Annotated in this window: 10 protein-coding genes; 9 read left to right on the forward strand and 1 reads right to left on the reverse strand. The window is 65.7% G+C overall.

The annotated features are described in order from the left end of the window. The first annotated feature begins 220 nt into the window (after positions 1-220). The 8 genes from GGR73_RS05305 to GGR73_RS05340 all read left to right on the forward strand — a co-directional run bounded on the left by GGR73_RS05305 (position 221) and on the right by GGR73_RS05340 (position 11,038). A complete protein-coding gene (locus tag GGR73_RS05305) occupies positions 221-1,390 on the forward strand; it encodes a nitrate/nitrite transporter (RefSeq protein ID WP_184456502.1) in 1,170 nt (389 codons plus the stop codon). 58 nt (positions 1,391-1,448) lie between these two features. Further along, positions 1,449-3,866, forward strand: coding sequence for a nitrite reductase large subunit NirB (gene nirB, locus GGR73_RS05310; RefSeq protein ID WP_228911806.1), 2,418 nt, complete (start codon positions 1,449-1,451; stop codon positions 3,864-3,866). Continuing rightward, positions 3,863-4,228: a nitrite reductase small subunit NirD gene (gene nirD / locus GGR73_RS05315; protein ID WP_024940392.1), complete on the forward strand. Its 366-nt coding sequence runs from the start codon at positions 3,863-3,865 to the stop codon at positions 4,226-4,228. The genes nirB and nirD overlap by 4 nt, the downstream gene beginning before the upstream one ends. Then, positions 4,225-7,023, forward strand: coding sequence for a nitrate reductase (locus GGR73_RS05320; RefSeq protein ID WP_184455919.1), 2,799 nt, complete (start codon positions 4,225-4,227; stop codon positions 7,021-7,023). Before nirD ends, GGR73_RS05320 begins: the two co-directional genes overlap by 4 nt. A 68-nt stretch (positions 7,024-7,091) precedes the next feature. Further along, on the forward strand, positions 7,092-7,838 hold the full coding sequence (gene cobA, locus GGR73_RS05325; protein ID WP_181142323.1) for a uroporphyrinogen-III C-methyltransferase: 747 nt from the start codon (positions 7,092-7,094) through the stop codon (positions 7,836-7,838). A gap of 515 nt (positions 7,839-8,353) precedes the next feature. Then, positions 8,354-8,611, forward strand: a complete 258-nt coding sequence (locus tag GGR73_RS05330; protein WP_024940389.1) for a KGG domain-containing protein — start codon at positions 8,354-8,356, stop codon at positions 8,609-8,611. A 674-nt stretch (positions 8,612-9,285) separates the two neighbouring features. Further along, positions 9,286-10,206, forward strand: a complete 921-nt coding sequence (locus GGR73_RS05335; RefSeq protein WP_054592689.1) for a M14 family metallopeptidase — start codon at positions 9,286-9,288, stop codon at positions 10,204-10,206. Between the two features lie 133 nt (positions 10,207-10,339). Further along, positions 10,340-11,038 carry a DUF1349 domain-containing protein gene (locus GGR73_RS05340; RefSeq protein WP_184455921.1) on the forward strand — a complete coding sequence of 233 codons (699 nt, stop codon included), beginning with the start codon at positions 10,340-10,342 and terminating at the stop codon, positions 11,036-11,038. Positions 11,039-11,161: 123 nt separating this feature from the next. Here GGR73_RS05340 and GGR73_RS05345 read toward each other — a convergent pair whose 3' ends face one another. Continuing rightward, positions 11,162-12,973: a GGDEF domain-containing phosphodiesterase gene (locus GGR73_RS05345; protein ID WP_184455923.1), complete on the reverse strand. Its 1,812-nt coding sequence runs from the start codon at positions 12,971-12,973 to the stop codon at positions 11,162-11,164. Positions 12,974-13,705: 732 nt separating this feature from the next. On the opposite strand from GGR73_RS05345, the gene GGR73_RS05350 reads away from it, so the two are divergent. Continuing rightward, positions 13,706-24,736, forward strand: a complete 11,031-nt coding sequence (locus GGR73_RS05350) for an autotransporter-associated beta strand repeat-containing protein (protein WP_184455925.1) — start codon at positions 13,706-13,708, stop codon at positions 24,734-24,736. The last annotated feature ends 95 nt before the right edge of the window (positions 24,737-24,831 follow it).

Here is a 24,831-nt window from a genome sequence, read left to right on the forward strand (position 1 = left end):
TGAGCAAGTTGGCACGTTGATTGCGTAGTGACTCCGTGCAGGTGCAACGGCGTACCTGCCACAACACGAACACGATGCCGCGGATCAACGGCGATCCGCACGCATCCAGGACAACGGCGTCCTTCCGGTTTTACCGGAGGGGCGCCGTTTTTTTTTGGCCATCGCATTCGAAGAGGTCTCTATGCAGCGCTCGTTCTGGCGATCCGGGCACACGCCCACCTTGTTCGCATCCTTCCTGTATTTCGACCTGAGCTTCATGGTGTGGTATCTGCTCGGTCCGCTGCAGGTACCGATTGCGCAGTCGCTGGGGCTCGATACGCAGCAGCGTGCCTTGATGGTGGCGGTGCCGATCCTGTGCGGCGCGGTGCTGCGGCTGGTGCTGGGCATGCTGGCCGACCGTATCGGTGCCAAGCGCGCGGGCGTTGTCGCACAAGTTGCGGTGATCGCTTCGTTGTTTGGTGCCTGGCAGTTCGGCGTGCACAGCATGGGGCAGGTGTTGTTGCTGGGCGTGTTGCTCGGCATTGCCGGCGCTTCGTTCGCGGTTGCGCTGCCGCTGGCCTCGCGCTGGTACCCGCCCGAGCATCAGGGCACCGCGATGGGGATTGCCGGGGCGGGCAATTCCGGCACCGTGCTGGCGGCGTTGTTCGCACCGATGCTGGCGTTGGCGTTCGGTTACCAGAACGTGTTCGGACTGGCATGCATTCCGCTGCTGCTGACGCTGGTCGTATTCGTCCTGATTGCGAAAGAAGCGCCAGTACCGGTCGCGCGCAAGCGCTGGTCCGACTATGGCCGCGTGTTGGTGGCCAACCGCGACGCGTGGCGCTTCATGTTTTTCTATTCGGTGACCTTTGGCGGTTTTTCCGGGTTTGCCAGTGCATTGCCGGGCTACTTCCACGACCAGTTCGGCTTCGATACGCGCACTGCAGGGTGGGCGACGGCTGCCTGCGTATTGGCGGGTTCGGTGATGCGTCCGTTGGGCGGTGTGATTGCGGACCGCATTGGCGGCACGCGCGCCTTGCTCACTGTCTATCTGCTGGTGGCTGCGCTGGTGGGCATCGCAGGCTTCGGCGCAGGCGGGGCAATGGTGACGCTGGCCTTGTTCGTACTGACCCTGCTGTGCCTGGGTGCCGGCAATGGCGCGGTGTTTCAGCTGGTGCCGCAGCGGTTTGCGCAGGACATCGGCGTGATGACCGGCTTGATCGGCATGGCCGGCGGCATCGGCGGGTTTGCGCTGGCTGCGGGTCTGGGCGTGCTCAAGCAGCACACCGGCAGTTATGCGATGGGCATGTGGATGTTCGCTGCGTTCGCACTCGGTGGTTGGGCGCTGCTGGCCGGGGTCAAGACACAGTGGCGTAGCGAATGGTCCAGCGCCGGCGCGGCGCGGGTCTGACATGTCGACAGGAATCCAGGCAATGAAGCAACCCAGACTGGTCGTCATCGGCAATGGCATGGCCGGCATCCGCACCGTGGAGGAACTGCTCAAGCTGATGCCGGGCATGTACCAGATCACCGTGTTCGGGGCCGAGCCGCATCCCAACTACAACCGCATCCTGCTGTCGCCGGTGTTGGCCGGCGAGCAGGAGTTCGACGACATCGTGCTCAATCCGTTGCAGTGGTATCAGGACAACGGCATCCGCTTGCATCTGAACAAGGAAGTCACCCGCATCGATCGGGTACGTCGCCGCGTGATCGCCGCCGATGGCACCGAGGCGGAATACGACCGCTTGTTGATCGCCACTGGTTCGGTGCCGTTCGTGTTGCCGATTCCCGGTAACGAATTGAAGGGCGTGATCGGCTACCGCGATATCCAGGACACCCGCACGATGATCGAGACCGCGCGCAGCAAGCGGCACGCGGTGGTGATCGGTGGCGGTCTGCTGGGGCTGGAAGCGGCCAATGGCCTGAAGCTGCGCGGGATGGACGTGACCGTGGTGCATCTGGCCGGGTGGTTGCTGGAGCGCCAGCTCGATCCGGTAGCCGGCAATCTGCTGCAGCAGGCCCTGCGCGCGCGCGGGCTGGAGTTCAGGCTGAGCACGGCGACCAGTGCAGTGCTGGGCAACGCGCAGGGCGAGGTAATTGGCGTGAAGTTCGCCGACGGCAGCGAGATCCCGGCCGATCTGGTGGTGATGGCAGCGGGCATCCGCCCGAATACGCGGCTGGCCGAAGAAGCCGGCATCCACTGCGCGCGCGGCATCGTGGTCAACGACAGCCTGCAGAGCTTCGACCCACGCGTGTACGCAGTGGGCGAGTGCGCAAACCATCGTGGCATTGCCTACGGCCTGGTGGCGCCGCTGTTCGAGCAGGCCAAGGTGTGCGCGAATCACCTGGCGCAGTTCGGTATCGGCATCTATCGCGGCTCGGTGGCGTCGACCAAGCTCAAGGTCACCGGGATCGATCTGTTTTCCGCCGGCGATTTCATGGGCGGCGATGGCTGCGAGGAGATCGTGCTGTCCGACCCGGCCGGCGGGGTCTACAAGAAGCTGGTGATCCGCGACGATGTGCTGGTCGGCGCCTGCCTGTACGGCGACACCAGCGATGGCGGCTGGTACTTCAAGCTGCTCAAGGACGGCACGCCGATCCGGGCGCAGCGCGATCAACTGATCTTCGGAGAAAGCGCGCTGGGCGATGCCGGCACCGGCGGACAGGACCGTGCCAGTGCGATGGCCGACAGCGACGAGGTCTGCGGCTGCAACGGCGTGTGCAAGGGCACCATCGTCAAAGCCATCAGCGAGCAGGGGTTGTTCACCGTCGACGAGGTGAAGAAGCACACCAAGGCCGCCAGTTCCTGCGGGTCGTGTACCGGCCTGGTCGAGCAGATCCTGATGAACTGCCTGGGCTCCAACTTCCAGGAAACACCGAAAACCAAGGCGGTCTGCGCCTGCACCGATCTGAGCCACGGCGATGTGCGGCGCGCCATTGCCGAACACAAGCTGCTGACCCATGCGCAGGCGTATGCCTTCATGGAATGGCGCACGCCCAACGGCTGCGCCACCTGCCGGCCGGCGATCAACTACTACATGTTGTCGAGCTGGCCGCATGAGGCCATCGACGATCCGCAATCGCGTTTCATCAACGAGCGTGCGCACGCCAACATCCAGAAGGACGGTACCTTCTCGGTGATTCCGCAGATGAAGGGCGGGGTGACCAATGCCGGCGAGCTGCGCCGTATTGCCGATGTCGCCGACAAATACGCGGTGCCGATGGTCAAGGTGACCGGCGGCCAGCGCATCGACCTGCTCGGGGTCAAGAAGGAAGATCTGGTCGATGTCTGGCGCGATCTGGGCATGCAGTCCGGGCATGCGTACGGCAAGTCGATCCGCACGGTGAAGACCTGCGTGGGCAGCGAGTTCTGCCGCTTCGGCACCCAGAACAGCACGCAGATGGGCATCGACCTGGAAACCATGCTGGCCAATATGTGGAGCCCGCACAAGGTCAAGCTGGCGGTGTCCGGCTGCCCGCGCAATTGCGCCGAATCCGGCATCAAGGACGTGGGCATCATTGCGGTGGATTCGGGGTGGGAGCTGCATGTTGGCGGTAATGGCGGCATCAAGACCGAGGTCGCCCGCTTCCTGGTCAAGGTGAGCACCGCCGAGGAAGTGCGCGAATACACCGGTGCGTTTCTGCAGCTGTATCGCGAGCAGGCGTATTACCTGGATCGCACCGTGCACTACATCGCACGGGTGGGGCTGGATTACATCCGCGCACAAGTGGTGGATGACGCGGCCAACCGGCGTGCCTTGTACGAACGCCTGCTGTACTCGCTGGAAGGCCTGGTCGACCCGTGGAAGGCGCGTATCGCCGGCGAACGGAAGCAGGAGTACCAACCCTTGCGCATCGCCGCGCCGGCCGCAACGGTGGAGGAATGAGCATGCAGCAGGCCGCGTGGATTCGCGTGTGTGCGCTGCAGGAGCTGCCTGCATTGGGTGCGCGCGTACTCGAGATCGAGGGCATTGCACCGATCGCCTTGTTCCGCACCGCCAGCGATCAGGTGTTTGCGTTGCGCGACCGTTGCCCGCACAAGGGCGGGCCGTTGTCGCAGGGTATCGTGGCCGGCGACACGGTGACCTGCCCGTTGCATGGCTGGGCGATCGCCTTGCAGAGCGGCCAGGCCTGCGCACCGGATGTGGGCTGCGCGCCGCGTTACCCGGTCAAGGTGGAAGCCGATGCGGTATGGATCGTGTTGCAGCCGGTATCGCTGCCGGATGCAGTCGCCGAGCCGGCCGCATGAGCGACGGCCAGCAGCTACCTTTGATCGCTGCGGCGGTACAGCCGCAGACGTCTGCGCCGATGCATCGCATCACCCGGTCGACCTGCTGCTACTGCGGGGTGGGCTGCGGGGTGCTGATCCACAGCGAGCACGACGCGCATGGCGAACGCATCGTCGGCATCGAAGGCGACCCGCTGCATCCGGCCAATCATGGCCGGTTGTGCAGCAAGGGCCTGGCCTTACCGCAGACCGCCGCCGGTACGCAGGGGCGCGTGCTCGCGCCGGAGCTGCGTCGTCATCGGCAGGCACCGCGGGCGGCGGTGAGCTGGGATCAGGCGCTCGATCACGTCACCGGCAAGCTGGCGGCGATCGTCGAGGAGCACGGCGCGGACGCGGTGGCGTTCTATCTCTCGGGGCAGCTGCTGACCGAGGACTATTACGTCTTCAACAAGCTCGCCAAGGGCTTGCTGGGCACCAACAACATCGACACCAACTCGCGCCTGTGCATGTCCAGCGCGGTTACCGCCTACAAGCTGGCGCTGGGCGCCGATGGCCCGCCCAGCTGTTACGAGGATCTGGAGCTGGCACAGACGGTAGTGTTTGCCGGCAGCAACATGGCGTATGCGCATCCGGTGCTGTTTCGCCGGCTGGAAGAGGCGCGGGCGAAAAATCCCGCCATTCGCTGGGTCGTGATCGATCCGCGCCGCACCGACACCGCGGCTATGGCCGACCTGCACCTGGCGATCGAACCCGGGACCGACGTCGCCCTGTTCAACGGCATGCTGCACCACCTGATCTGGGAGGGTCTGGTGGATGCGCGTTTCGTTGCGGCGCACACCGAGGATTTCGACGCCCTCAAGCACATGCTGCGCGAGTACACCCCGCGCATGAGCGCCGAGATCTGCGGTATCTCGCACGAGGACCTGGTGCAGGCGGCCGAGTGGTTTGGACGCAGCCCGGCGGCATTGTCGCTGTACTGCATGGGCCTGAACCAGTCCGCGCAGGGCACCGACAAGAATCTGGCCCTGATCAATCTGCATCTGGCGACGGGGCAGATCGGCAAGCCGGGCGCAGGGCCGTTTTCGCTGACCGGCCAGCCCAATGCGATGGGCGGGCGCGAGGTCGGCGGCATGGCGACGATGCTGGCAGCGCATCGCGAGATCGGCAATGCCGACGATCGTGCGGAACTGGAACGTCTGTGGCATTTGCCCGCCGGCCGTCTGAGTGCCACGGCCGGCACACCGGCCGTGCAGTTGTTCGAGCGTCTGCGTGCGGGCACGTTGAAGGCGGTGTGGATCGTCTGCACCAACCCCGTGCATTCGATGCCGGAGGTGGAGGGCATTCGCGCCGCACTGGAACAGGCCGAACTGGTGATCGTGCAGGATGCGTTTTCCGGCACCGACACCGTGCCGTATGCCGACGTGCTGTTGCCGGCCGCCAGTTGGGGCGAGAAGGACGGCACCGTGACCAATTCCGAGCGCCGCATCACCCGCGTGCGCAAGGCGGTGGACGCGCCGGGTCAGGCGCGCGCGGACTGGTGGATCGCCCGCGAAGTCGCACGCCGGCTCGAAGCGCGTCTGGCACCTGCCAGCGGGGCGGGGCTGTTCGGGTTCGACAGCACCGTGCAGATCTTCGACGAGCATCGCGCGTTGACGGTGGGGCGCGATCTGGACATCGGCGGGCTGGATTACCCGCTGCTGGATGACGCGCCGCAGCAGTGGCCGTTCCCTGCCGGTGCCGCACACGGGCAGGCGCGGCGCTATACCGATGGCGTGTTCGCCACCGGCAACGGGCGCGCGCGCTTCCACGCCACGCCGTATCGCAAGGTGGCCGAGCCGACTTCGGCCCGCTTTCCGATGCGCTTGCTGACCGGCCGCCTGCGCGATCAATGGCATGGCATGTCGCGCAGCGGACGCGTGCCGGCAGCGTTTGCGCATAGCCCCGAACCCGCGTTGCGCATGCATCCGGACGACGCAGCGCGGCGCGGCCTGGTCGCCGGCGAGCTGGTGCAGATCGCCGGCAAGCGCGGTGCGCTGGTGCTGCCGCTGGAACTGTCCGACGAACTGCGCTCGGGCAGCGTGTTCGCCGCAATGCATTGGAGCGGGCAGCACCTGTCCAGCGGCGGCATCAACGAAGTGAGCAGCCCGGCGGTGGATGCGCGCTCGCAGCAGCCCGAGCTCAAGCATGCGGCGGTGCGGGTGGAGAAGGCGGTGTTCGGCTGGCATCTGCTCGCTGCCCGGCGCGGCGATGCGTTGGCCTTGCAACAGGCACTGCAGCCGCTGTTGCGCGACTGCGGCTATGCATCGCTGCGGCTGCATGCCGAGCCGCTGGCCGAGGCCGGCGGGCACTGGGCGGTCCTGCATGCGGCCTGCGAACGCGCGCCGGATGCGCAATGGCTCGATCGCCTGATCGCCGCATTGCAGTTGCCGGCCGGCGCAGACGTGCTGGAGTACCGCGACCTGCGCCGCGGGCTGCTGCGTCGTGTGGGCTGGCGCATGCAGGACGGCCACAGCCATATCGACGGCCTGCTGCTCAGCGCGGCACAGCCCAGCGAGGCCAATCAGGCGTTGCTGCGCAGCGCATTGGCAGGCCGGCCCTGGCGCGGCCCGCGGCTGGCCGTGTTTGCGCAGACACAGGGCGCACCCTGCGACCCGATCGTCTGCAGCTGCATGCAGGTGTCGACTGCTGCGATCCATGCCGCCATCGACGACGGCGCCGACCTGCACCAGCTCAAGCAACGCCTGGGCTGCGGCACGGTCTGCGGCTCCTGTGTTCCGCAACTCACCCGGCTGTGCCGGCAACCCCGACACGCCTGAGTGCCTGTCCCGACCTCCACATATTGCGAGACCTGCTCATGTCAGTCATTCCGTCCTGCGCGCGTGATGTGGTGTTGTTGTCCGCCGGCCCCGGCGATCTGGATCTGCTCACCATCAAGGCGGTCAAGGCGCTGGCTGCCGCGCAGGTGGTGTTGCTGGACGATCTCGCCAACCCGCAGATCGTCGAACTCGCACCGCAGGCGCGGGTGATCCGGGTCGGCAAGCGCGGTGGCTGCCGCTCGACGCCGCAGGACTTCATCTGCCGGCTGATGCGGCGCTACGCCGTGCAGGGCTTGCGCGTGGTGCGCGTCAAAGGCGGCGAGGCGCTGCTGTTCGGGCGCGCGGGCGAGGAGATCAGCTTCCTGCGCCGCGCCGGTGTGGGCGTGCAGATCATCAACGGCGTCAGTGCCGCATTCGCCGCCGCATCCGCACTGGAAGTGTCGCTGACCCATCGCAGCCATTGCCACGGCATCACCTTCGTCACCGCGCATACGCACGATCACGGCGAGCCGAATTGGGGCGCACTGGCCGCCAGCGGCACCACGCTGGGCATCTACATGGGCCTGCGGCGTGCCGATGCCTTGGCTACCGCGTTGCTGGCGCATCTGCCGGCCAGCACGCCGGCGGCCATCGTGCAGGCCGCCACCCGGCCCGAGCAGCAACGCCGGCTGACCACCCTGGGCGAGCTGGGACTTACCGCCGCCGGCATGCTGCCGGGCTTGCCGACCTTGCTGCTGGTGGGCGCTGCCTTGTCCGAGGCGGCAGCGCAGTGCGACGACCGCTTCGGCATGGCGCTGGAGCAGGCAGCGGGGTGAGCGCGATCTGCTGAGCGCCGCGTGCGGCGATCCGCGCACCATCGTCGGCGCGTCTCAACGGGCAACGCGGTGTGCGAAGCACGCCCGCGCGGGTGTCGCTACGTGATGCGCACGCGCTACAGGCGAGAGGTCACACCGAGCAAGGCCGGCCTGCGGTGAGCAGTGCGCAGCATGTAGCCGCATCGCTTGCCGCTCCCGGTTCCGGTTTGCTGGCGTATTGGACAGCAGTGGACAGGGCAGGACAGTGATCGATCAGACCCATGCTGCATGCCCGGTGGAGCGGCGACGGCTGCACAGTCAGTTCGTCGGTATGGCCGCATTGGTAGCGCTACCGATGGATAAAACGCGGACCCTCTTGCGGCGCGTGGCAGGAGTGCAAGATTTGCACAGCGAGCGCAGCTGTTTTTTCCTGCATTGTGGCGCTTGGCGCCGTCTCGCATGGCTGCACGGCTTGGCACGATAGTTGCGTTACCCCTCCTACCAGTGGCGTGATCGACGCATCGAGAGGAGGCACAGTGGAAGACGGACAAAGCAGTACTCGTAGCCGGCGCGGTTTTGCCGCATTGGATCCTGAAAAGCGCCGCGTGTTGGCGAGCAGCGGCGGCAAGGCAGCACATGCCAGCGGGAACGCACACGAATTCACGAGCGACGAGGCACGCGAAGCTGGCCGCAAGGGCGGCCAGGCCGTGAGCCGCGATCGCGATCATATGTCGCGGATCGGCAGCAAGGGTGGGCGTTCCAAGCAAGCCAAACCTCAGGAAGAGGCCGTCTAGGCGAGCGTGCGGCGCGCATCCGGCGCGCCGTTCTCGCTGCAGCGGACCGCAGGCCCTGCACGTCACGTGCAGGGCCTGCGGCGTTTTTGCGGACACCTCCGCCGCGTCAGCAGATCGGCCTGAACAATCGATTGCAGTTGTGTGTGTTCTGCGAAGCATCTGCGTCTTGCCTTGCTCGGCCAAGCAGTGGCGCAGAGGTTGATGTGCAATGCATCGTCAGGACCTCGGAAGTTTTTTCACTCGTCCTCGCGCGCACGCGATCGATTGCAGGGAAATATCTGCCCATTCCCCGGCGGGCTTACCCAGGCGACTGCAGGATTTGCATCCATTGCAGAATTTTCGTGATCGGCGGCCCGGGCTGGCTCCCTGAGGGTTGATGGAAGGCTCGGGATGCCACTGCATGGCAGCGCGTCTGCGTTGGCCCTTGCGACCGACAAGCGTTGCAGCCGTGTCAGCGCACACGCAGCGTCAAGCCAACGACCGCCTCGTCACGACATTGCGCCTGCCGAAGATGACGCGCCCGTTGTCGCGGGACTTGTCGACGCGCACACTCGCAAAGTCGGCCCTAACCGGACTCGACCTTACGGGCGGTTGCCATCATCGGGTTCGTCGTCGAATGGACCGCCATGCACGGAGCGCTTACGCTGGCCGTCTTTCATTGGACGGCACCGGTAATGACACAGCGCATGGCGTATCCGATCGGCACACCACGGCAGCCCTGGGGCGCGGCAGAGCGCGCTGCATGGCGCGCACGCCAGCTGCGTCAGCGCAGTCATGCTGACGATGTGGTGCAAGTGATCGATGCACTGGATGCCAGTTATGAGCGCGTGCATTACGGAACGATCCCGGCGGCATCCGAGCAATATCCGTTGATCGCGCTGCGCAGCGTGGCGTGGGACGCCGCTTTGCCCTGCGCGCTGGTGACCGGTGGCGTGCATGGCTATGAAACCAGCGGCGTGCAGGGCGCGCTGCAGTTTCTGCAGCAACGCGCGGCGGCCTATGCAGGCAAGCTCAATCTGCTGGTGGTGCCTTGCGTCAATCCATGGGGCTACGAGCGGATCCAGCGCTGGAATGCCGATGCCATCGACCCCAATCGCGCGTTTCGCCAGGACAGCCCGGCCGCCGAGTCGGCGGCATTGATGCAGCTGGTCGCCCCAGTGGCCGGCCAGATGCTGGTGCATATCGATCTGCACGAAACCACCGACAGCGACGAGAGCGAATTTCGTCCGGCCCTGGCTGCGCGTGATGGCGTCGACTTCGTGCCCGGCAGCATTCCGGATGGGTTTTACCTGGTGGGCGATAGCGAAGATCCGCAACCGCAGTTTCAGCAGGCCATCGTTGCCGCTGTCGCCGAGGTCACCCATATCGCACCTGCCGATGCGAACGGCCAGATCATCGGCGCAGCGGTGGTCGCTCCTGGCGTCATCAACTACCCGGTGCGGCGTCTTGGCCTGTGCGCGGGCGTCACCGACGCGCGCTATCGCACCACTACCGAGGTGTATCCGGACAGCCCGCGCGCAACGCCCGCACAGTGCAACGCCGCGCAGGTGGCTGCGATCTGCGCGGCGCTGGACTACGCGCTCGCCCAGCGCTGACAGCATGGACTGGCGCCAGATCGACGCTGGCGTCGCGGCGATGTCAGCCATCTGCAGCACGGCCCACGCATGCATGCCCTGAGCCACCGCACGGCTAGACTATGCAGTTCTTCAAGCGCATGGACGATCCCGAATGACTCACGATGCGATAGACGGTGCACGCAGACGCCTGCTGGGCGGCGCGATGGGAATGGCCATCAGCGGCGACGTGCTTGCCAGGCAACCCAAGACGGAGAACACGATGGCGCAAGACACGCAGTGGCAGGACGGCAGCTGGCTCAATCGGCCACGGACCGTCGCAATCAGCGGCGGCACCTTGGACGTGGTTACCGACAAGGCCACCGACTTCTGGCGCAAGACGCATTACGGGTTCACGCGCGATAGCGGGCATTTTTTCGGTATCACCGCCGCAGCGCGCTTCACTGCGCAGTTGCGGGTGCGCGCGCAGTACGAGTCGCTCTACGATCAGGCCGGCATCATGGTGCGTGTGGACGAGCAGCATTGGGTCAAGGCGGGTATTGAACTGAGCGATGGCCGCGCGATGCTCAGTAGCGTGTTGACCAACCCGGTCTCGGACTGGGCGACCGGCCCTTACGAGGCCGACCCCAAGGACTTCTGGATACGCGCCACCGTTGCCGACGGCGTTCTGCGCCTGCAGGTGTCGGCCGATGGCCGGACCTGGCCGCTGGTGCGGCTTTGCCCGTTTCCTGTTGCCGATACGTACCAGGTCGGCCCGATGTGCTGCACGCCGGAGCGTGCCGGGCTGAAGGTGCGTTTTTCCGACTGGACGCTAGGTCCGCCGCTGGGCAAGGACTTGCACGATCTGAGTTGATGGCCGTGTGGCAACGCAGCGTGCACGCTGCGTTGCCACGCACATCACTGCAGGAGGCGAGGGCGGCGTAGTGTGGGTCGATCAAGGACGATGCACGCGCCGACTGCACGCGGGCAGCTCGGATCACGGCAAGCGCTGTTCTGCCACCGCGCTTGCCACATAGGCCGCCACCAGCTCCGCCTCCATCGGCCGGGCAAGCAGATAGCCCTGCGCTTCATCGCATCCCCAACTGCGCAGCAGCGCGATTTCGTCGGCGTGTTCGATGCCTTCTGCAACGGTGCGATATCCCAGCGCGCTGGCCAGGCGTACCACCGCCTCGGCGCGCAGCTGCATGCCGGTCTTGGTGGCGATGCCGGTCACCAGCGAGCGATCGAGCTTGAGCACGTTGACCGGCAGCTCGGTGAGGTAGCCGAAGTTGCTGTAGCCGGTGCCGAAGTCGTCGATGGCGACATTGACTCCGGCGTCACGCAGGGCGCGCAGCCGTGGCACGGCCTCCACATTGCTGCGCAGCCAGCGGCCCTCGGTGATCTCCAGCTCGATGCGCTGGGTGGGGATGGCCAGCTCCCTGCAGCGATGGATGACGTCTGCGGCGAGATTGCGGTTGCCAAAATCGCGCGAAGACAGATTGATCGACATGGAGAAGTCCAGCCCCTGCGCACGCCAGCTGGCCAACTGCACCAATGCGTTTTCGATCACCCAATTGGTGACGGTGCACATCAAGGCGGTCTTTTCGAACAAGGGGATGAATTCGTCCGGACCGATCGGGCCGAGGCTGGCATGCCGCCAGCGCAATAGTGCCTCGAAGCCGGTCACCGACAAGTCTTCAAGGTTGATCCGTGGCTGGAACACCAGCCGGAAATCGCCTGCTTCCAGCGCCTTTTCGGCATCCAGTGCCAACCGGTACGAACGCTGGATCGCGTCGTCGTGCGAGGCGCTATACCAGCATACGATGGCGTGATTGCTGATCGCATCACCCAGTGCCACCAGCCCCTTGCGCATGACGTCGTTGGTGTCCGGTTGTTGCGGTGCAAAGCGCACGACGCCAGCGTGAAAGGTCAACGACATCGGGATGCCGGCTGCGTCCATCGGCGCATGCAGCATGTCGCGCAGATCGAGCAACAGGTCTTCCATCTCGTCGGGCGCGGAATTCAACAGAAAAAACGCAAAGCGCATCGGTGCCACGTGATAGACGGTGGCCTTGCCGCGCAGCGCGCGCGTCAGTACATAGCTGGCGTGGCGCGCCAGTTCTTCCAGCGGCTGCATGCCCAGTGCCTGACGTGCTTCATTGGCTGCCTGGGTGTCGTAGACCTCGATGAAGGCAGCGATGGTCGGTACGCAGTGGCTGCCGAAGGCGAGGGCATCCAGGTCCGACTGCAACTGGCGTGCATTGAGCAGGCCGCTGTGCGGTTCGCGCCGCCCGGCGCCGAACTGCAGTTCCAGTTGCGCCGCGGCCACATTGGCGAACATCAGCAGCTGTTGGTGTTCCTGGCTGGCCAGGCGACGCTCACGCGTATCGATCACGCACAAGGTGCCGGAGACGCCGGTCTGCGGTGCACCGACCGGGACGCAGGCAATAAAGCGCGCCGGCAAGCCCGGGAAGGCGGCGTCGCCCAGTTGGATCGGGGCAAGGGCGGCAGGTTCGATCAGTTCCGTGACGCCATTGGGCGCCGCAGACGCATGCCGGCACATTTCAATGGCCTGCTCGACATGGGCGGCACTGATGCCGCGCGCCGCCAGCACGCGCACGCGGCCGCCCTCGACGATGGTCAGTGCGGCCGCAGGCGCAACCAGGGCATGGCACAGCAGACGCGCGATCTGATCGAGCGGCTCCATGCCACCCAGGTCGATCGGCACGCCCGACCAGTCGAACTGCTGTTGCTGCCGTTTGGTGTCCAAAGCGAGCGTCATGTCGTCAGTTTCCGTGTTGAAGATCACACACTGCCTGGCTACTACAAACAAACCGAGGTCGTTGACAGGTGACGATCATCGGGCACTAAAACCTTTTCGAATAAGCCGGCCTCTTCAATAAACTCCATCGCAGGATATCGAGCGCGACAATAAACTGGACGGGCGGAGTGGCTGCACACAAATACCGCAATCAATGAATGGCGTCGACAGTTGGTGGTGGTCTTAATGGTAAAAGCGGGCTCATTAAATCAAATGACGGCACTGCATTGATCAGGTTTTAACTCCTGCACCGCAACATTCAACACAAAAGTTGTAGTCGAAATGGTTCGGCTCGCTAATATCCGGGTGGCCGCATCAGATCGCTTTAAATCATTCGGACTCATCCGACCATATTCCGCTTTACCACTGAATTATGCCATGTTTTTATTTGAATTCTGCCGCACATGATCTGTGGCGCCTGCCGCATGAGGTAGGGCGATAACGCTGACGGGCACGAGTAAACCAGTCGACAGTTTGGGCGTGTTTCATGGATAGTTTCCTGGTTAGTGATATTCGGCACAGTTTCAGGCATGGCGCTTTCCCTATTAATCTCCCAATATTATTCACAGGGAATGGTATTAAACGTCCTCATCCGTAGGCGATACCGGTTGGTACGGCACAAGCTGTTTTAAACCGACTCGACAGTAAATCAACTTTCTGCTGTTGGAGAGCGCGTGTGTGTGTGCGTGAGTCTCTGCACGGCGATACAGGGGGAATAAAATGAATCGTGCATTTGCGCTGGTCTGGAACGCGGCGATTGGTAATTGGGTGGTGACGCACGAGCTGGTACGTCGGCGGCGCAAGCCCGGGGCAACCCGCCGCAGCGTGTCGAGCCTAGTCGTGCTGGCGGTGGGAGCCGCCGCACCGATGCTGGCCTGGGGGGCGTGCACACCTGCACTTCCAGCAGCGGGCGCCACCGTCACCTGCACGGGGTTGCCAATCACCAGCAACAGCTTCGCAAGCAGCGCAAACAACCTGACCATCAACGTTGCGGCAGGCACGCAGATGACCGCCGGGCTGCTGGGCGGCACCGCCATTGCGCTCACCGGCACCAATGCCACGCTCAACAACAGCGGTACGATCGACCCCTCGGCGCTCGGCCTGTTGTCGGTGTTGAGCACCGGCGTCAGCATGGGCAATGCCAGCTCCACCGCGGTGACCGCCAATAATCTCGCCACCGGCGCGATTTACGGCACCGGCGGCCTACTGGGGGCGAACCTGCTCAATCTCGATGGCATGGCGCTTGGCATCACCTCGGCCAGCAATGGCGTCGTGCAGATCAACAATGCCGGGCTGATCGATAGCCGTGCATTGTTGAACCTGTCGGTGCTGAGTGCGGATACGCCGGTGATAGCAGTCAGCGGCGGCGGTACCGTCAATGCGGTCAACACCGGCACCATCAACGGGCGCGTCGGCTTCCAGAGTTCGGCCACCGGCAACAGCTTCGTCAACGCCGGCACCATCAACGGCAGCGTGTCGATGGGGGCGGGCAGCACCAACAGCTTCACGGCGGTGACTGGCGGCAGCGTCAACAGCGGCGGCGGGCTGGCGCTGGAACTGCTTGGGCCGGGGGGCTTGCTGAGCTTCGCGCAGACCGGTGTGGTGGATGGCGGCGCAGGCGGCATCAATACGCTGATCCTGCAGAATTCGGCCACCGGCACTGGCAGCGGCAGCACCGGCGTCGGGACGCTCAGCACCGCGCAATACATCAATTTCGGCAGCCTGCGCGTCAATAGCGGCACCTGGTCGGTCGGGGGCGGAAGCAACTTCGGCAGCAGCGCGCTCAATGGCGGCGTACTGCAGTTCGCCAATCCTGCGCAGCTAGGCACTGCCATCACGGCCAATGGCGGTGCGCTGGAGGCGACAGCCGCCGGCCTGAGCCTGTCGCCTGCCGGCGGCATCACCTTGGGAGCAGGTGGCTTGACCCTGCAGGGCGCCAATGCCCTGACCATTGCCAGCCCCATCGTCGGCACCGGTGCGCTGACCAAGACCGGGACCGGTGCGTTGGGCCTGACCGGCAGCAATACCTTCAGCGGAGGCGTCAACCTGCTCGGCGGCTCAGTGACGGTGGGAACCAATGGCGCACTGGGAACGGGCGCCGTCAACGTGTCCGCCGGCAGCGTGCTTTCCAGTGCGGCGGTCGACTTGCCGAACGCGTTCGTGCTCAACGATTTCATCGGCATCGGCGGCGCCAACACCTTGCGGATTGGCGGCGGCATCAGCGGCGCCGGCGCGTTGAACAAGATCGGCACCGGCACGCTCACCCTGGGCGGCAGCAATACCTATGCAGGCGGCACGACGCTGGGCGCGGGGACGCTGCGGATCGAAACCAATACCGCGCTCGGAGCGGGCACGGTGACAGCCGCCGGTGGGCAGCTGGATACCAGCGCTCCACTGACCCTGGCCAACAATGTTGCCTTGACCAATACGCTGGGCCTGGGCGCCAGCGGCAACGCGCTGACCCTGACCGGCACGCTTGCCGGCGCGGGTGGTGTCAACAAGACCGGCACTGGCACGCTCGCGCTCAACGGCGCCAACACCTTCGCTGGCGGAACCACGCTGGCATCGGGCACCTTGCAACTGGGCAGTGCCTCGGCACTGGGAACCGGCGGCTTGAACGTCACCGGCGCGTCCAACCTCAGCAGCAGTGCGCCACTGACGGTGGCCAACGGCATCAGCCTTGGCGGACCCTTGAACTGGACCGGCGCGCAGGCGCTGACATTGAGCGGTGCCATCAACGGTGGCGGCAGCCTGATCAAGAGCGGTGCGGGCGACCTCACCCTAACCGCTAACAACGCCTACACCGGTGGCACCAGCTTGAGTACCGGGCGCCTGGTGGTGGGCTCGAACGCGGCCCTGGGCACCGGCACCCTGACCGCAAGCGGCGGCGAGCTGGATGCCACCGCTGCGGCAACCCTGGGCAACACGATTGCACTCACCGGTAGCTTGGGCGTGGGCAGCAGCGGCAATGCCTTGAACCTGACCGGCGCCATTGGCGGCACCGGTGCGTTGACCAAGCTCGGCACCGGCAGCTTGACCCTGGGCGGCCTGAACACCTATGCCGGCGGCACCAACCTCACTGCCGGCACCTTGCAGGTGGCCAGCGGCACCGCGCTGGGCACGGGTGCGTTGAACGTCACCGGCAATGCGGCCCTGCAAAACACGGCGGCCACCTCGTTGAGCAACGCGATCGCGTTGACTCCAGGTGCGCTGACACTGAGTGGGGCGCAAGCACTGACACTGAGTGGCGCGATCAGCGGCACCGGGAGCCTGATCAAATCCGGCAGTGGCGACCTCACGCTGAGCGGCAACAATCTGTACAGCGGCGGCACCACGCTCAGCGCCGGCACACTGACGGTGGGCAGTGACACCGCGCTCGGTGTTGGCGCGCTCAGCGCAGCAGCCGGTACCACCCTGGACAATGCAACCGTCAGCACGCTGGCCAATGCCATTGCCTTGGCCGGCCTGGTCAATCTGGGTGGCAGCAACGCGCTCACGCTTACCGGCGCCATCACCGGCGTGGGCAGCCTGGACAAGCTGGGCCCCGCCAGCCTGACCCTGGCCGGTAACAATAGTTACACCGGCGGCACGCGCCTGAGTGCAGGCAGCCTGATCCTGGACAGCGACACCGCCTTGGGTCTTGGCACCCTGACCGTCGGCGGCGGACTGCTCGACAGCACCGCCGCACGCGTGCTCGCCAACAACGTGGCGCTGGAAGCGGACCTGCAGCTCGGCGGCAGCCAGGATCTCACCCTCACCGGTGCGGTCAGTGGCGTGGGTGGCGTGGTCAAGGACGGCAATGCTGCATTGACGCTGGCTGGACCCAACAGTTTTGCCGGTGGCGTGGATCTCAATGCAGGCGCGCTGCTGATCGGCGACGGCGCAGCACTGGGCACCGGGGCGCTGACCGCTGCCGATGGCACGCAGCTGCAGGCCACTGCCGCGACCACGATCGGCAACGCTGTGGTGCTCAACGGTGCGCTTTCGCTCACCGGCAACAACGATCTGGGCGTCACCGGCATCGTCAGTGGCGCAGGCAGCCTGCTTAAGCAGGGCGCCGGTGCGTTGACCCTCACCGGCAACAATGCCTATACCGGCGGCACCTTGCTCGACACCGGCATCCTGTCGGTCGGTAGCGACAGCGCACTCGGCACCGGCGCGCTCACCGCTGCCGATGGCACGCAGCTCACTGCCAGCACGGCGGTGACCTTGCAGAACGCGGTCAATGTCGCCGGCCAACTCGCCATCGATGGCCAGAACCTCACCCTCGATGGCGTGGTCGACGGCGCCGGTCGCCTGATCAAGAACGGCACGCAAACGCTCACGCTCAATGGCAACAACACCTGGGCGGGCGGACTGCAACTGCAGGGCGGCGCAGTGGTGGTCGGTAGCGACACGGCACTGGGCTTGGGCACACTGAGCGCCGCCGCGGGCACCACACTGGATGCCAGCAGCGCGGTGACGCTGGGCAATGCACTTGCGTTGAATGGCGCACTCACCTTGCCTGGCACGCAGGACATCACGCTCAATGGCGTCGTCAGCGGCAGCGGCAGTCTCGACAAGCAAGGCGCTGCCACGCTGACCTTGGCCAATGCCAATACCTTCAGCGGCGGCGTTGCGCTGGATGCGGGGCGTGTGGTGCTCGGCAACGACGCCGCGCTGGGCGTGGGTGCGCTGCTGGTCGGCGGCCTTGCCGAACTGGATGCCGCTGCCGCGCTGACGCTGGGCAATGCGGTGCAGTTGAACGATCAGCTCACGCTGGTCGGCAGCAACGATCTCGGCTTGAACGGTGCCATCACCGGCAGCGGCAGCCTGATCAAGAATGGCGCCACCACGTTGTCGCTCAACGCGGGCAACAGCTATAGCGGTGGCACCACGTTGACGGCCGGCACCATTGCCGTCGGCGCCAACGACGCACTCGGCACTGGCAGCCTGTCGGTGGTCGGTAATGCAGCGCTGAGCAATGCGATTGCGGTGGCGCTGGGCAACGACATCGCGCTTGGCGCAGCGCTCACCGTGGATAACGGTGCGGACATGCTGGTCAGCGGCAGCATCAGCGGTACAGGCGACTTGATCAAGACCGGTGCCGGCACCCTGACCTTGAATGGCAGCAACACCTACACCGGCCCGCTGGCGATCCAGGCCGGCACGCTGGTTGCGAGCACCGCTGCGTCGCTTGGCAACGCCAGCAATGTCGATGTCGCTGCAGGTGCGGTGCTGAATCTCAGCAACGGCGGCCTGATCAGCGCGCTCAGCGGCGCCGGCAATGTCAACACCGATGCCGGCGGCACGCTGCAGTTGGGCGGTGGCGATTTTGGCGGCAGCCTTGGCGGTGGCGGTAATCTGGACAAGGTCGGCGCCGGCACGGTGCGCCTGCTCGGCAACAGCGCGATCGGCGGTGCCACCCAGGTCAGTGGCGGCACCCTGGATGTGATCGGCACCCTGGGCACCAGCGCATTGAATGTGGCGCTGGGCGGCACGCTGACCGGCACCGGCACCACCGGCAACGTGGGAAGCAATGTGACCATCGCCGACGGTGGCCGGCTTGCATTGACCAGTGGCTCCTCGCTCAGCGTGGGTGGCCTGACCCTGGCACCGGGTGCGTTTTTGGACGTCGCATTGGCAGCGCCGAGCAATACGCGGCTGCTCGCGGTCAATGGCGACCTCACCTTGGACGGCACGCTCAACATCACCGACATCGGTGGGTTCGGCACGGGTGTGTACCGGCTGATCGACTACACCGGCCTGCTCACCAACAACGGTCTGGCGATCGGCCTGTTTCCGGGCAGCGTGGATCTCAGCCAGCTCGCACTGCAGACCGCCATCGGCCAGCAACTCAACCTGGTGGTGACGGCACCGGGCAGCATCGTGCAGTTCTGGGATGGTGTCCAAACCACCGCCAACGGCACCGTCGACGGCGGTGCAGGAACCTGGGGTGCGGCGACCAACTGGACCAATCAGGACGGCAGCGCCAACAGCACCTGGCAAGGCGATTTTGCGGTCTTTGCCGGCAACGCAGCCGCCGTCGGCGTGGTGGGCACGCAGAGCATCGGCGGCCTGCAGTTCGTCACCGATGGCTATCAGCTGACCGATGCCGGCGCGGGTGGACTGGCTGTGACTGCGCCGTTGACCGCGATCCGTGTGGATCCGGGTGCAACCGCCAGCATCGATGTCGCCATTTCCGGCAGCGGTGGCGTGGAAAAGCTCGACACCGGCACGCTGGTGCTCGATGCGGCCAACAGCTATACCGGCGGCACCGCCCTCAGCGGCGGCACCCTGGTGTTGGGCGACGCGCAGGCGTTGGGCACCGGCACCCTGACCGCAGCAACCGGCACCAACCTCGATAGCAACCAGGCATTGGCGGTCGGCAATGCAGTGGTACTCGATGGCGCGCTCAACCTGGTCGGCAGCAACGACCTGCGCCTGTCCGGCCCGATCAGCGGCGCGGGCAGTGTGATCAAGAACGGCGCGTCCACGCTCACGCTCGACGGCGCCAACAGCTACGTCGGCGGCAGCGTGTTGAACGCAGGCACCCTGGCGGTTGGCAGCAACACCGCGCTCGGTGTCGGCAGCCTGTCGGTGCTGGGCAATGCCACCTTGAGCAACGCGATTGCGCTGGCACTGGGCAATGCGGTCAATCTCGGTGCCGATCTGACCATTGCCAGCGCGGACGATCTGGGCCTGACCGGGGTGCTGAGTGGCGCGGGTGCCTTGACCAAGACGGGCCTGGGCACCTTGACCTTGTCCGGCGGCAACACGTTTAGCGGCCCGGTGTCAGTGCAGGCCGGCGTGCTCGCCACCGCCGCCCCCGGCGCGTTGGGCAACACCAGCGTCGTGGATGTGGCCGCAGGTGCCGGGCTCTCGCTCGGCAGCAATGCGGCCCTGGGTGCAGTGACCGGGCAGGGCAATGTCGCCGTGCTGGGCGGCACCACGCTACAGCTTGGCGCCAACAACGTCGGCAGTACGTTTGCCGGCAGCCTGAGCGATGCAGGCAATCTGGACAAGGTCGGCACCGGCACCTTGCAGCTCACCGGCACCAGCGCGCTCGGCGGCACCACCCAGGTCACCGCCGGCACGCTGGACGTGGATGGCACGCTGGCCAGTGCAGGTGGCCTGACCGTGGGCAGCGGTGCCAGCTTGAGCGGCAGCGGCGTGGTCGATGCGGCGGTCACGGTGAATGACGGCGGCCGCCTGGTGGTGACCAGTGGCGTAGTGTTGACCACCGGCAGCCTGAGCCTGGCTCCCACTGCCACGCTGGACGCGTTCCTGGGCATCCCCAGCCAGACCGGCGTGTTGGCGGTCAATGGCGATCTCACCCTGGACGGCACGCTCAACATCACCGACATCGGCGGCTTCGGCACCGGTGTGTATCGCCTGATCGACTACACCGGTGGCTTGACCGACAACGGCCTGGGCATCGGCACGCTGCCAGGTACGATCGATCCCACCCAGCTGACGTTGCAGACCGCGCTGGCACAGCAGGTCAACGTGGTGCTGCTGGCGCCCGGCAGCAACGTGCAGTTCTGGGATGGTGCGCAGACCATTGCCAATGGCAGCATCGATGGCGGCGCAGGCGTCTGGGCCGCAGGCCCCACCAACTGGACCTCGATCGATGGGCTGAGCAACAGCGACTGGCAGAACAGTTTTGCCGTGTTCGCCGGCACCGCAGGCAATGTAGGCGTGCAGGGCACGCAAGGCATTACCGGCATGCAGTTCATCAGCGACGGGTATGTGCTGAGCGATGCCGGCGGCGGTGCATTGAGCGCCAATGCGGCCACCACCATCATCCGTGTCGACCCTGGCGTCACCGGCACCATCGATGTGGGCATCGGCGGCACCGGCACGCTGCAGAAACTCGACACCGGCACGCTGGTGCTGAGCGCCGCCAACACCTACACCGGCGGCACCGCGCTCGGCGGCGGCACGCTGGTGTTGGGCGATGCGCAGGCATTGGGCACCGGCACGCTGACCGCGGCAGCCGGCACCAGCCTCGATACCGATCAGGCATTGGCCGTGGGCAATGCGGTGGTGCTCGACGGTGCGGTGACGCTGCTAGGCAGCAACGATCTCGCCCTGACTGGCGCCATCAGCGGTGCCGGCAGCGTGATCAAGACCGGTGCATCCACGCTCACGCTCAGTGGCAACAACAGCTATGCCGGCGGGACCGCGCTGAGCGATGGCACCTTGTCGATCGGCAGCAACAACGCGCTGGGCACCGGCAGCCTGTCGGTGGTCGGCGCTGCGGTGCTGACCAACCCTGTTGCCGCAACCGTGGGCAATGCGGTCGTCCTCGGCGCTGCGCTGAGCGTCGACAATCCGGCAGACCTCACGCTTGCCGGCGATATCAGCGGCAGTGGCGCCTTGATCAAGACCAACACCGGCACGCTGACACTGGACGGCAGCAACAGCTACACCGGTGGCACGACGGTCAACGCTGGCACGCTGGTCGGCGAAAGCGCCAGCCTGCAGGGAGCCATCGTCGACAACGCGACGCTGGTGTTCAACCAGGTGGCCGATGGCGTGTTCACCGGCTCGATCACCGGCACCGGCAGCGTGATCAAGGATGGCGTCGGCGCACTATCGCTCAACGGTGCGAACGGGTACACCGGCGGCACCACGATCACGGCCGGTACCTTGATCGGCGACACCAGCAGCCTGCAGGGCGATATCGCCAACAACGCGGCACTGGTGTTCAACCAGAACACCGGCGGCGTGTATGCCGGCACGCTCAGCGGCACCGGCTCGCTGCAGAAGGCCGGCACCGGCGCGCTGCAACTGCTCGGACCCAACACCTATACCGGCGGTACCGTGATCAGCGCCGGCAGCCTGATCGGCAACACCACCAGCCTGCAAGGCAATATCGTCGACAACGCCACGCTGGTGTTCGATCAGGCCAGCGATGGTGTGTTCGCCGGCGCAGTCAGCGGCACCGGCAGTGTGGTCAAGCAGGGGACGGGTGCGTTGACGCTTGCCGAAGCCGGCAACTACAGCGGCGGTACCGTACTTGCCAGCGGTAGCTTGGTGCTGGGTGATGCACAGGCGCTGGGCACCGGAACGTTGACCGCCGCGACCGGCACCACGTTGGATACCGATCAGGCACTGACAGTGACCAACGCAGTCGAGCTGGCAGGTGCAGTCGCGTTTGCGGGCAGCAACGATCTCACCTTGACCGGTGCTGTGACCGGCACCGGTGGATTGATCAAGAATGGGGTTTCCACGCTGACACTGGACGGCAGCAACAGCTACACCGGTGGCACGACGGTCAACGCCGGCACGCTGGTCGGCGACAGCGCTAGCCTGCAGGGAGCCATCGTCGACAATGCGACGCTGGTGTTCAACCAGGTGGCCGATGGCGTGTTCACCGGCTCGATCACCGGCACCGGCAACGTGATCAAGGATGGCGCCGGCGCACTAGTGCTCAACGGTGCGAACGGGTACACCGGCGGCACCACGATCACGGCCGGTACCTTGATCGGCGATACCACCAGCCTGCAGGGCGATATCGCCAACAACGCGGCACTGGTGTTCAACCAGAACACCGGCGGCGTGTATGCCGGCACGCTCAGCGGCACCGGCTCGCTGCAGAAGGCCGGCACCGGCGCGCTGCAACTGCTCGGGCCCAACACCTATACCGGCGGCACCGTGATCAGCGCCGGCAGCCTGATCGGCAATACCACCAGCCTGCAAGGCAATATCGTCGACAACGCCACGTTGGTGTTCGATCAGGCCAGCGATGGTGTGTTCGCCGGCGCGGTCAGCGGCACCGGCAGTGTGGTCAAGCAGGGAGCGGGGGCGTTGACGCTGGTTGCGCCCAATACCTATAGCGGTGGCACCACCATTGCCAGCGGCAGCCTGATCGGCAACACCACCAGCCTGCAAGGCAACATCGTCGACAACGCGACACTGGTGTTCGACCAGGCAGGCGATGGCACGTTTGCCGGCAACATCACCGGCAGCGGTACGTTGATCAAGAACGGCGCGGGCGCGTTGACGCTGGATGGTGTCAACGCCTATCTCGGTGGCACCACGATCAATGCGGGCACATTGATTGGCGATACCGACAGCTTGCAAGGCAATATCGCCAATGCCGGCGCACTGGTGTTCCAGCAGACCGCCAATGGCACCTACGCAGGGATCCTGTCGGGTACCGGCAGTCTGCTCAAGGATGGTGTGGGCACCTTGCTGGTCACCGCAAACAGCAGTGGCTTCACCGGCCCGACCACCATCGTCGCGGGCACCCTGAGCGTGGGTAACCCGGCCAATCCGGGCGCCACGTTGGGCGGGCCGGTCACGGTGGGCCCGGGCGGCACGCTCACCGGCAGCGGCAGCATCGGCGGCCTGACCTCCGGTGGCACCGTGGCGATCGGCGGCAGTACGGGCACGATCAGCGTCGGCGGCAATGTCGCGCTTGCAAATGGCTCCACCCTGCAGGTCACGCCGGGTGCGGGCGGCACGGTGACACCGATCAGCGTGGGCGGGGCGGCCACGCTGGCACCTGGCAGCACCCTGCAACTGGTACGTGCGACGGACCTGCCGTTGTTCACCGAGATCCCGGTCATCAGCGCCGCTGGCGGGCTGACCGGGCAATTCACCAACGTCGTTTCCGACTACGCCTTCGTCACGCCGAATGTCAGCGCCAGTGCCACGGCGTTGTCGGTATCGTTTGGTCGCAACACCGTGGCCATGGTCGATGCAGTCACCGCGCCCAACCAGCAGGCCGCCGCAGCTGCGGTGGATGGCTTGCCGACCACCAGCCCGGTCTACCAAGCGGTAGTGCGTCTGCCCGACGACCCGCAAGCGATCAGCACGGCGTTTGCCTCGCTGTCGGGCGAAAGCCATGCCAGCACGGCGACCGCTTTGCTGGATAGCCGCTTCCTGCTGAGTGGCGTCGGCAATCATCTGCGTGGCGACAGTCAGGACGCGCAGGTAGGCGACACCACGGTCTGGATCACCGGCCGTAGCCTGCCCAATCGTGTCGATGGGGATGCCAACACCGCTTCGGTGCGGCGCGAGGACAACGGCGTCATGGCCGGTGCAGAACGGCGCATCGGCGAGCGCAGCGTGGTCGGTGTCGCGGTCGGTAATCAGGACATCGAAACCCTCTCGCGCGAATCCTTGGATCGTTCCGACATCGATGGCACCCATGCCGGCATCTACGCGCAGGCCGATTGGTCCGCGTTCGCTTTGCAGGCTGCGGTCGACTATGCGGACTACAGCGTGGACAGCAGCCGTCGGGTGATGCTGCCCGGCGTGCTCGAAGAGCGGCTGACCAGCAATTACGATGCAAAGGCCGTCACCGTGTCGCTGGAAGCGGCCTGGAACCTGCGCACCGGCAATGCGGTGTACAGCCCCTTCGTTGCGGCGGACTACACGCACCTGAAGACCGACGGCTTCGACGAGCGCGGCGGCATTGCCGGGCTGTCGGTGGACAGTGCCAAGGACGAGTACACCACCAGCACGGTGGGCGTACGCGGGCGTTGGCAGCTGGGTGCGGCGGCCGGGGTGTACGCCTCGGTGGGTTGGCGGCATGCGTTCGGCGACCGCGCCGTGGAGCGGTCGGCCGGCTTTGTCGGCAGCGGCTCGCAGTTCTCGGTGCAGAGCGTCACGCTGGCCAAGAACGCGGTGGTCGGCGAACTGGGCGTCAGCCTGATCACATCGCCCAACAGCCGCATGGCGTTGTCGTTGCAGGGACTCAACGGTGATGGCCAGACCGCATACGGCGGCCAGGTCACCTGGGGCTGGAGCTTCTGATTCACCGCAGACCAAAAAGCCCCGGCATTGCCGGGGCTTTTTTTTGCCTGATGCACAGTGCTGCATGGCATCGGTGGTTGCAGTGACCAAGTGCG

The sequence above is a fragment of the Xanthomonas sp. F14 genome (assembly GCF_014199865.1).

What these genes read in the sequence shown, in the direction of transcription:
- nirB (WP_228911806.1), top strand. Translation starts at nt 1,449, where the DNA reads ATGGCCGGCATCCGCACCGTGGAGGAACTGCTCAAGCTGATGCCGGGC.
- nirD (WP_024940392.1), top strand. Translation starts at nt 3,863, where the DNA reads ATGAGCATGCAGCAGGCCGCGTGGATTCGCGTGTGTGCGCTGCAGGAG.
- GGR73_RS05320 (WP_184455919.1), top strand. Translation starts at nt 4,225, where the DNA reads ATGAGCGACGGCCAGCAGCTACCTTTGATCGCTGCGGCGGTACAGCCG.
- GGR73_RS05335 (WP_054592689.1), top strand. Translation starts at nt 9,286, where the DNA reads ATGACACAGCGCATGGCGTATCCGATCGGCACACCACGGCAGCCCTGG.
- GGR73_RS05340 (WP_184455921.1), top strand. Translation starts at nt 10,340, where the DNA reads ATGACTCACGATGCGATAGACGGTGCACGCAGACGCCTGCTGGGCGGC.
- GGR73_RS05350 (WP_184455925.1), top strand. Translation starts at nt 13,706, where the DNA reads ATGAATCGTGCATTTGCGCTGGTCTGGAACGCGGCGATTGGTAATTGG.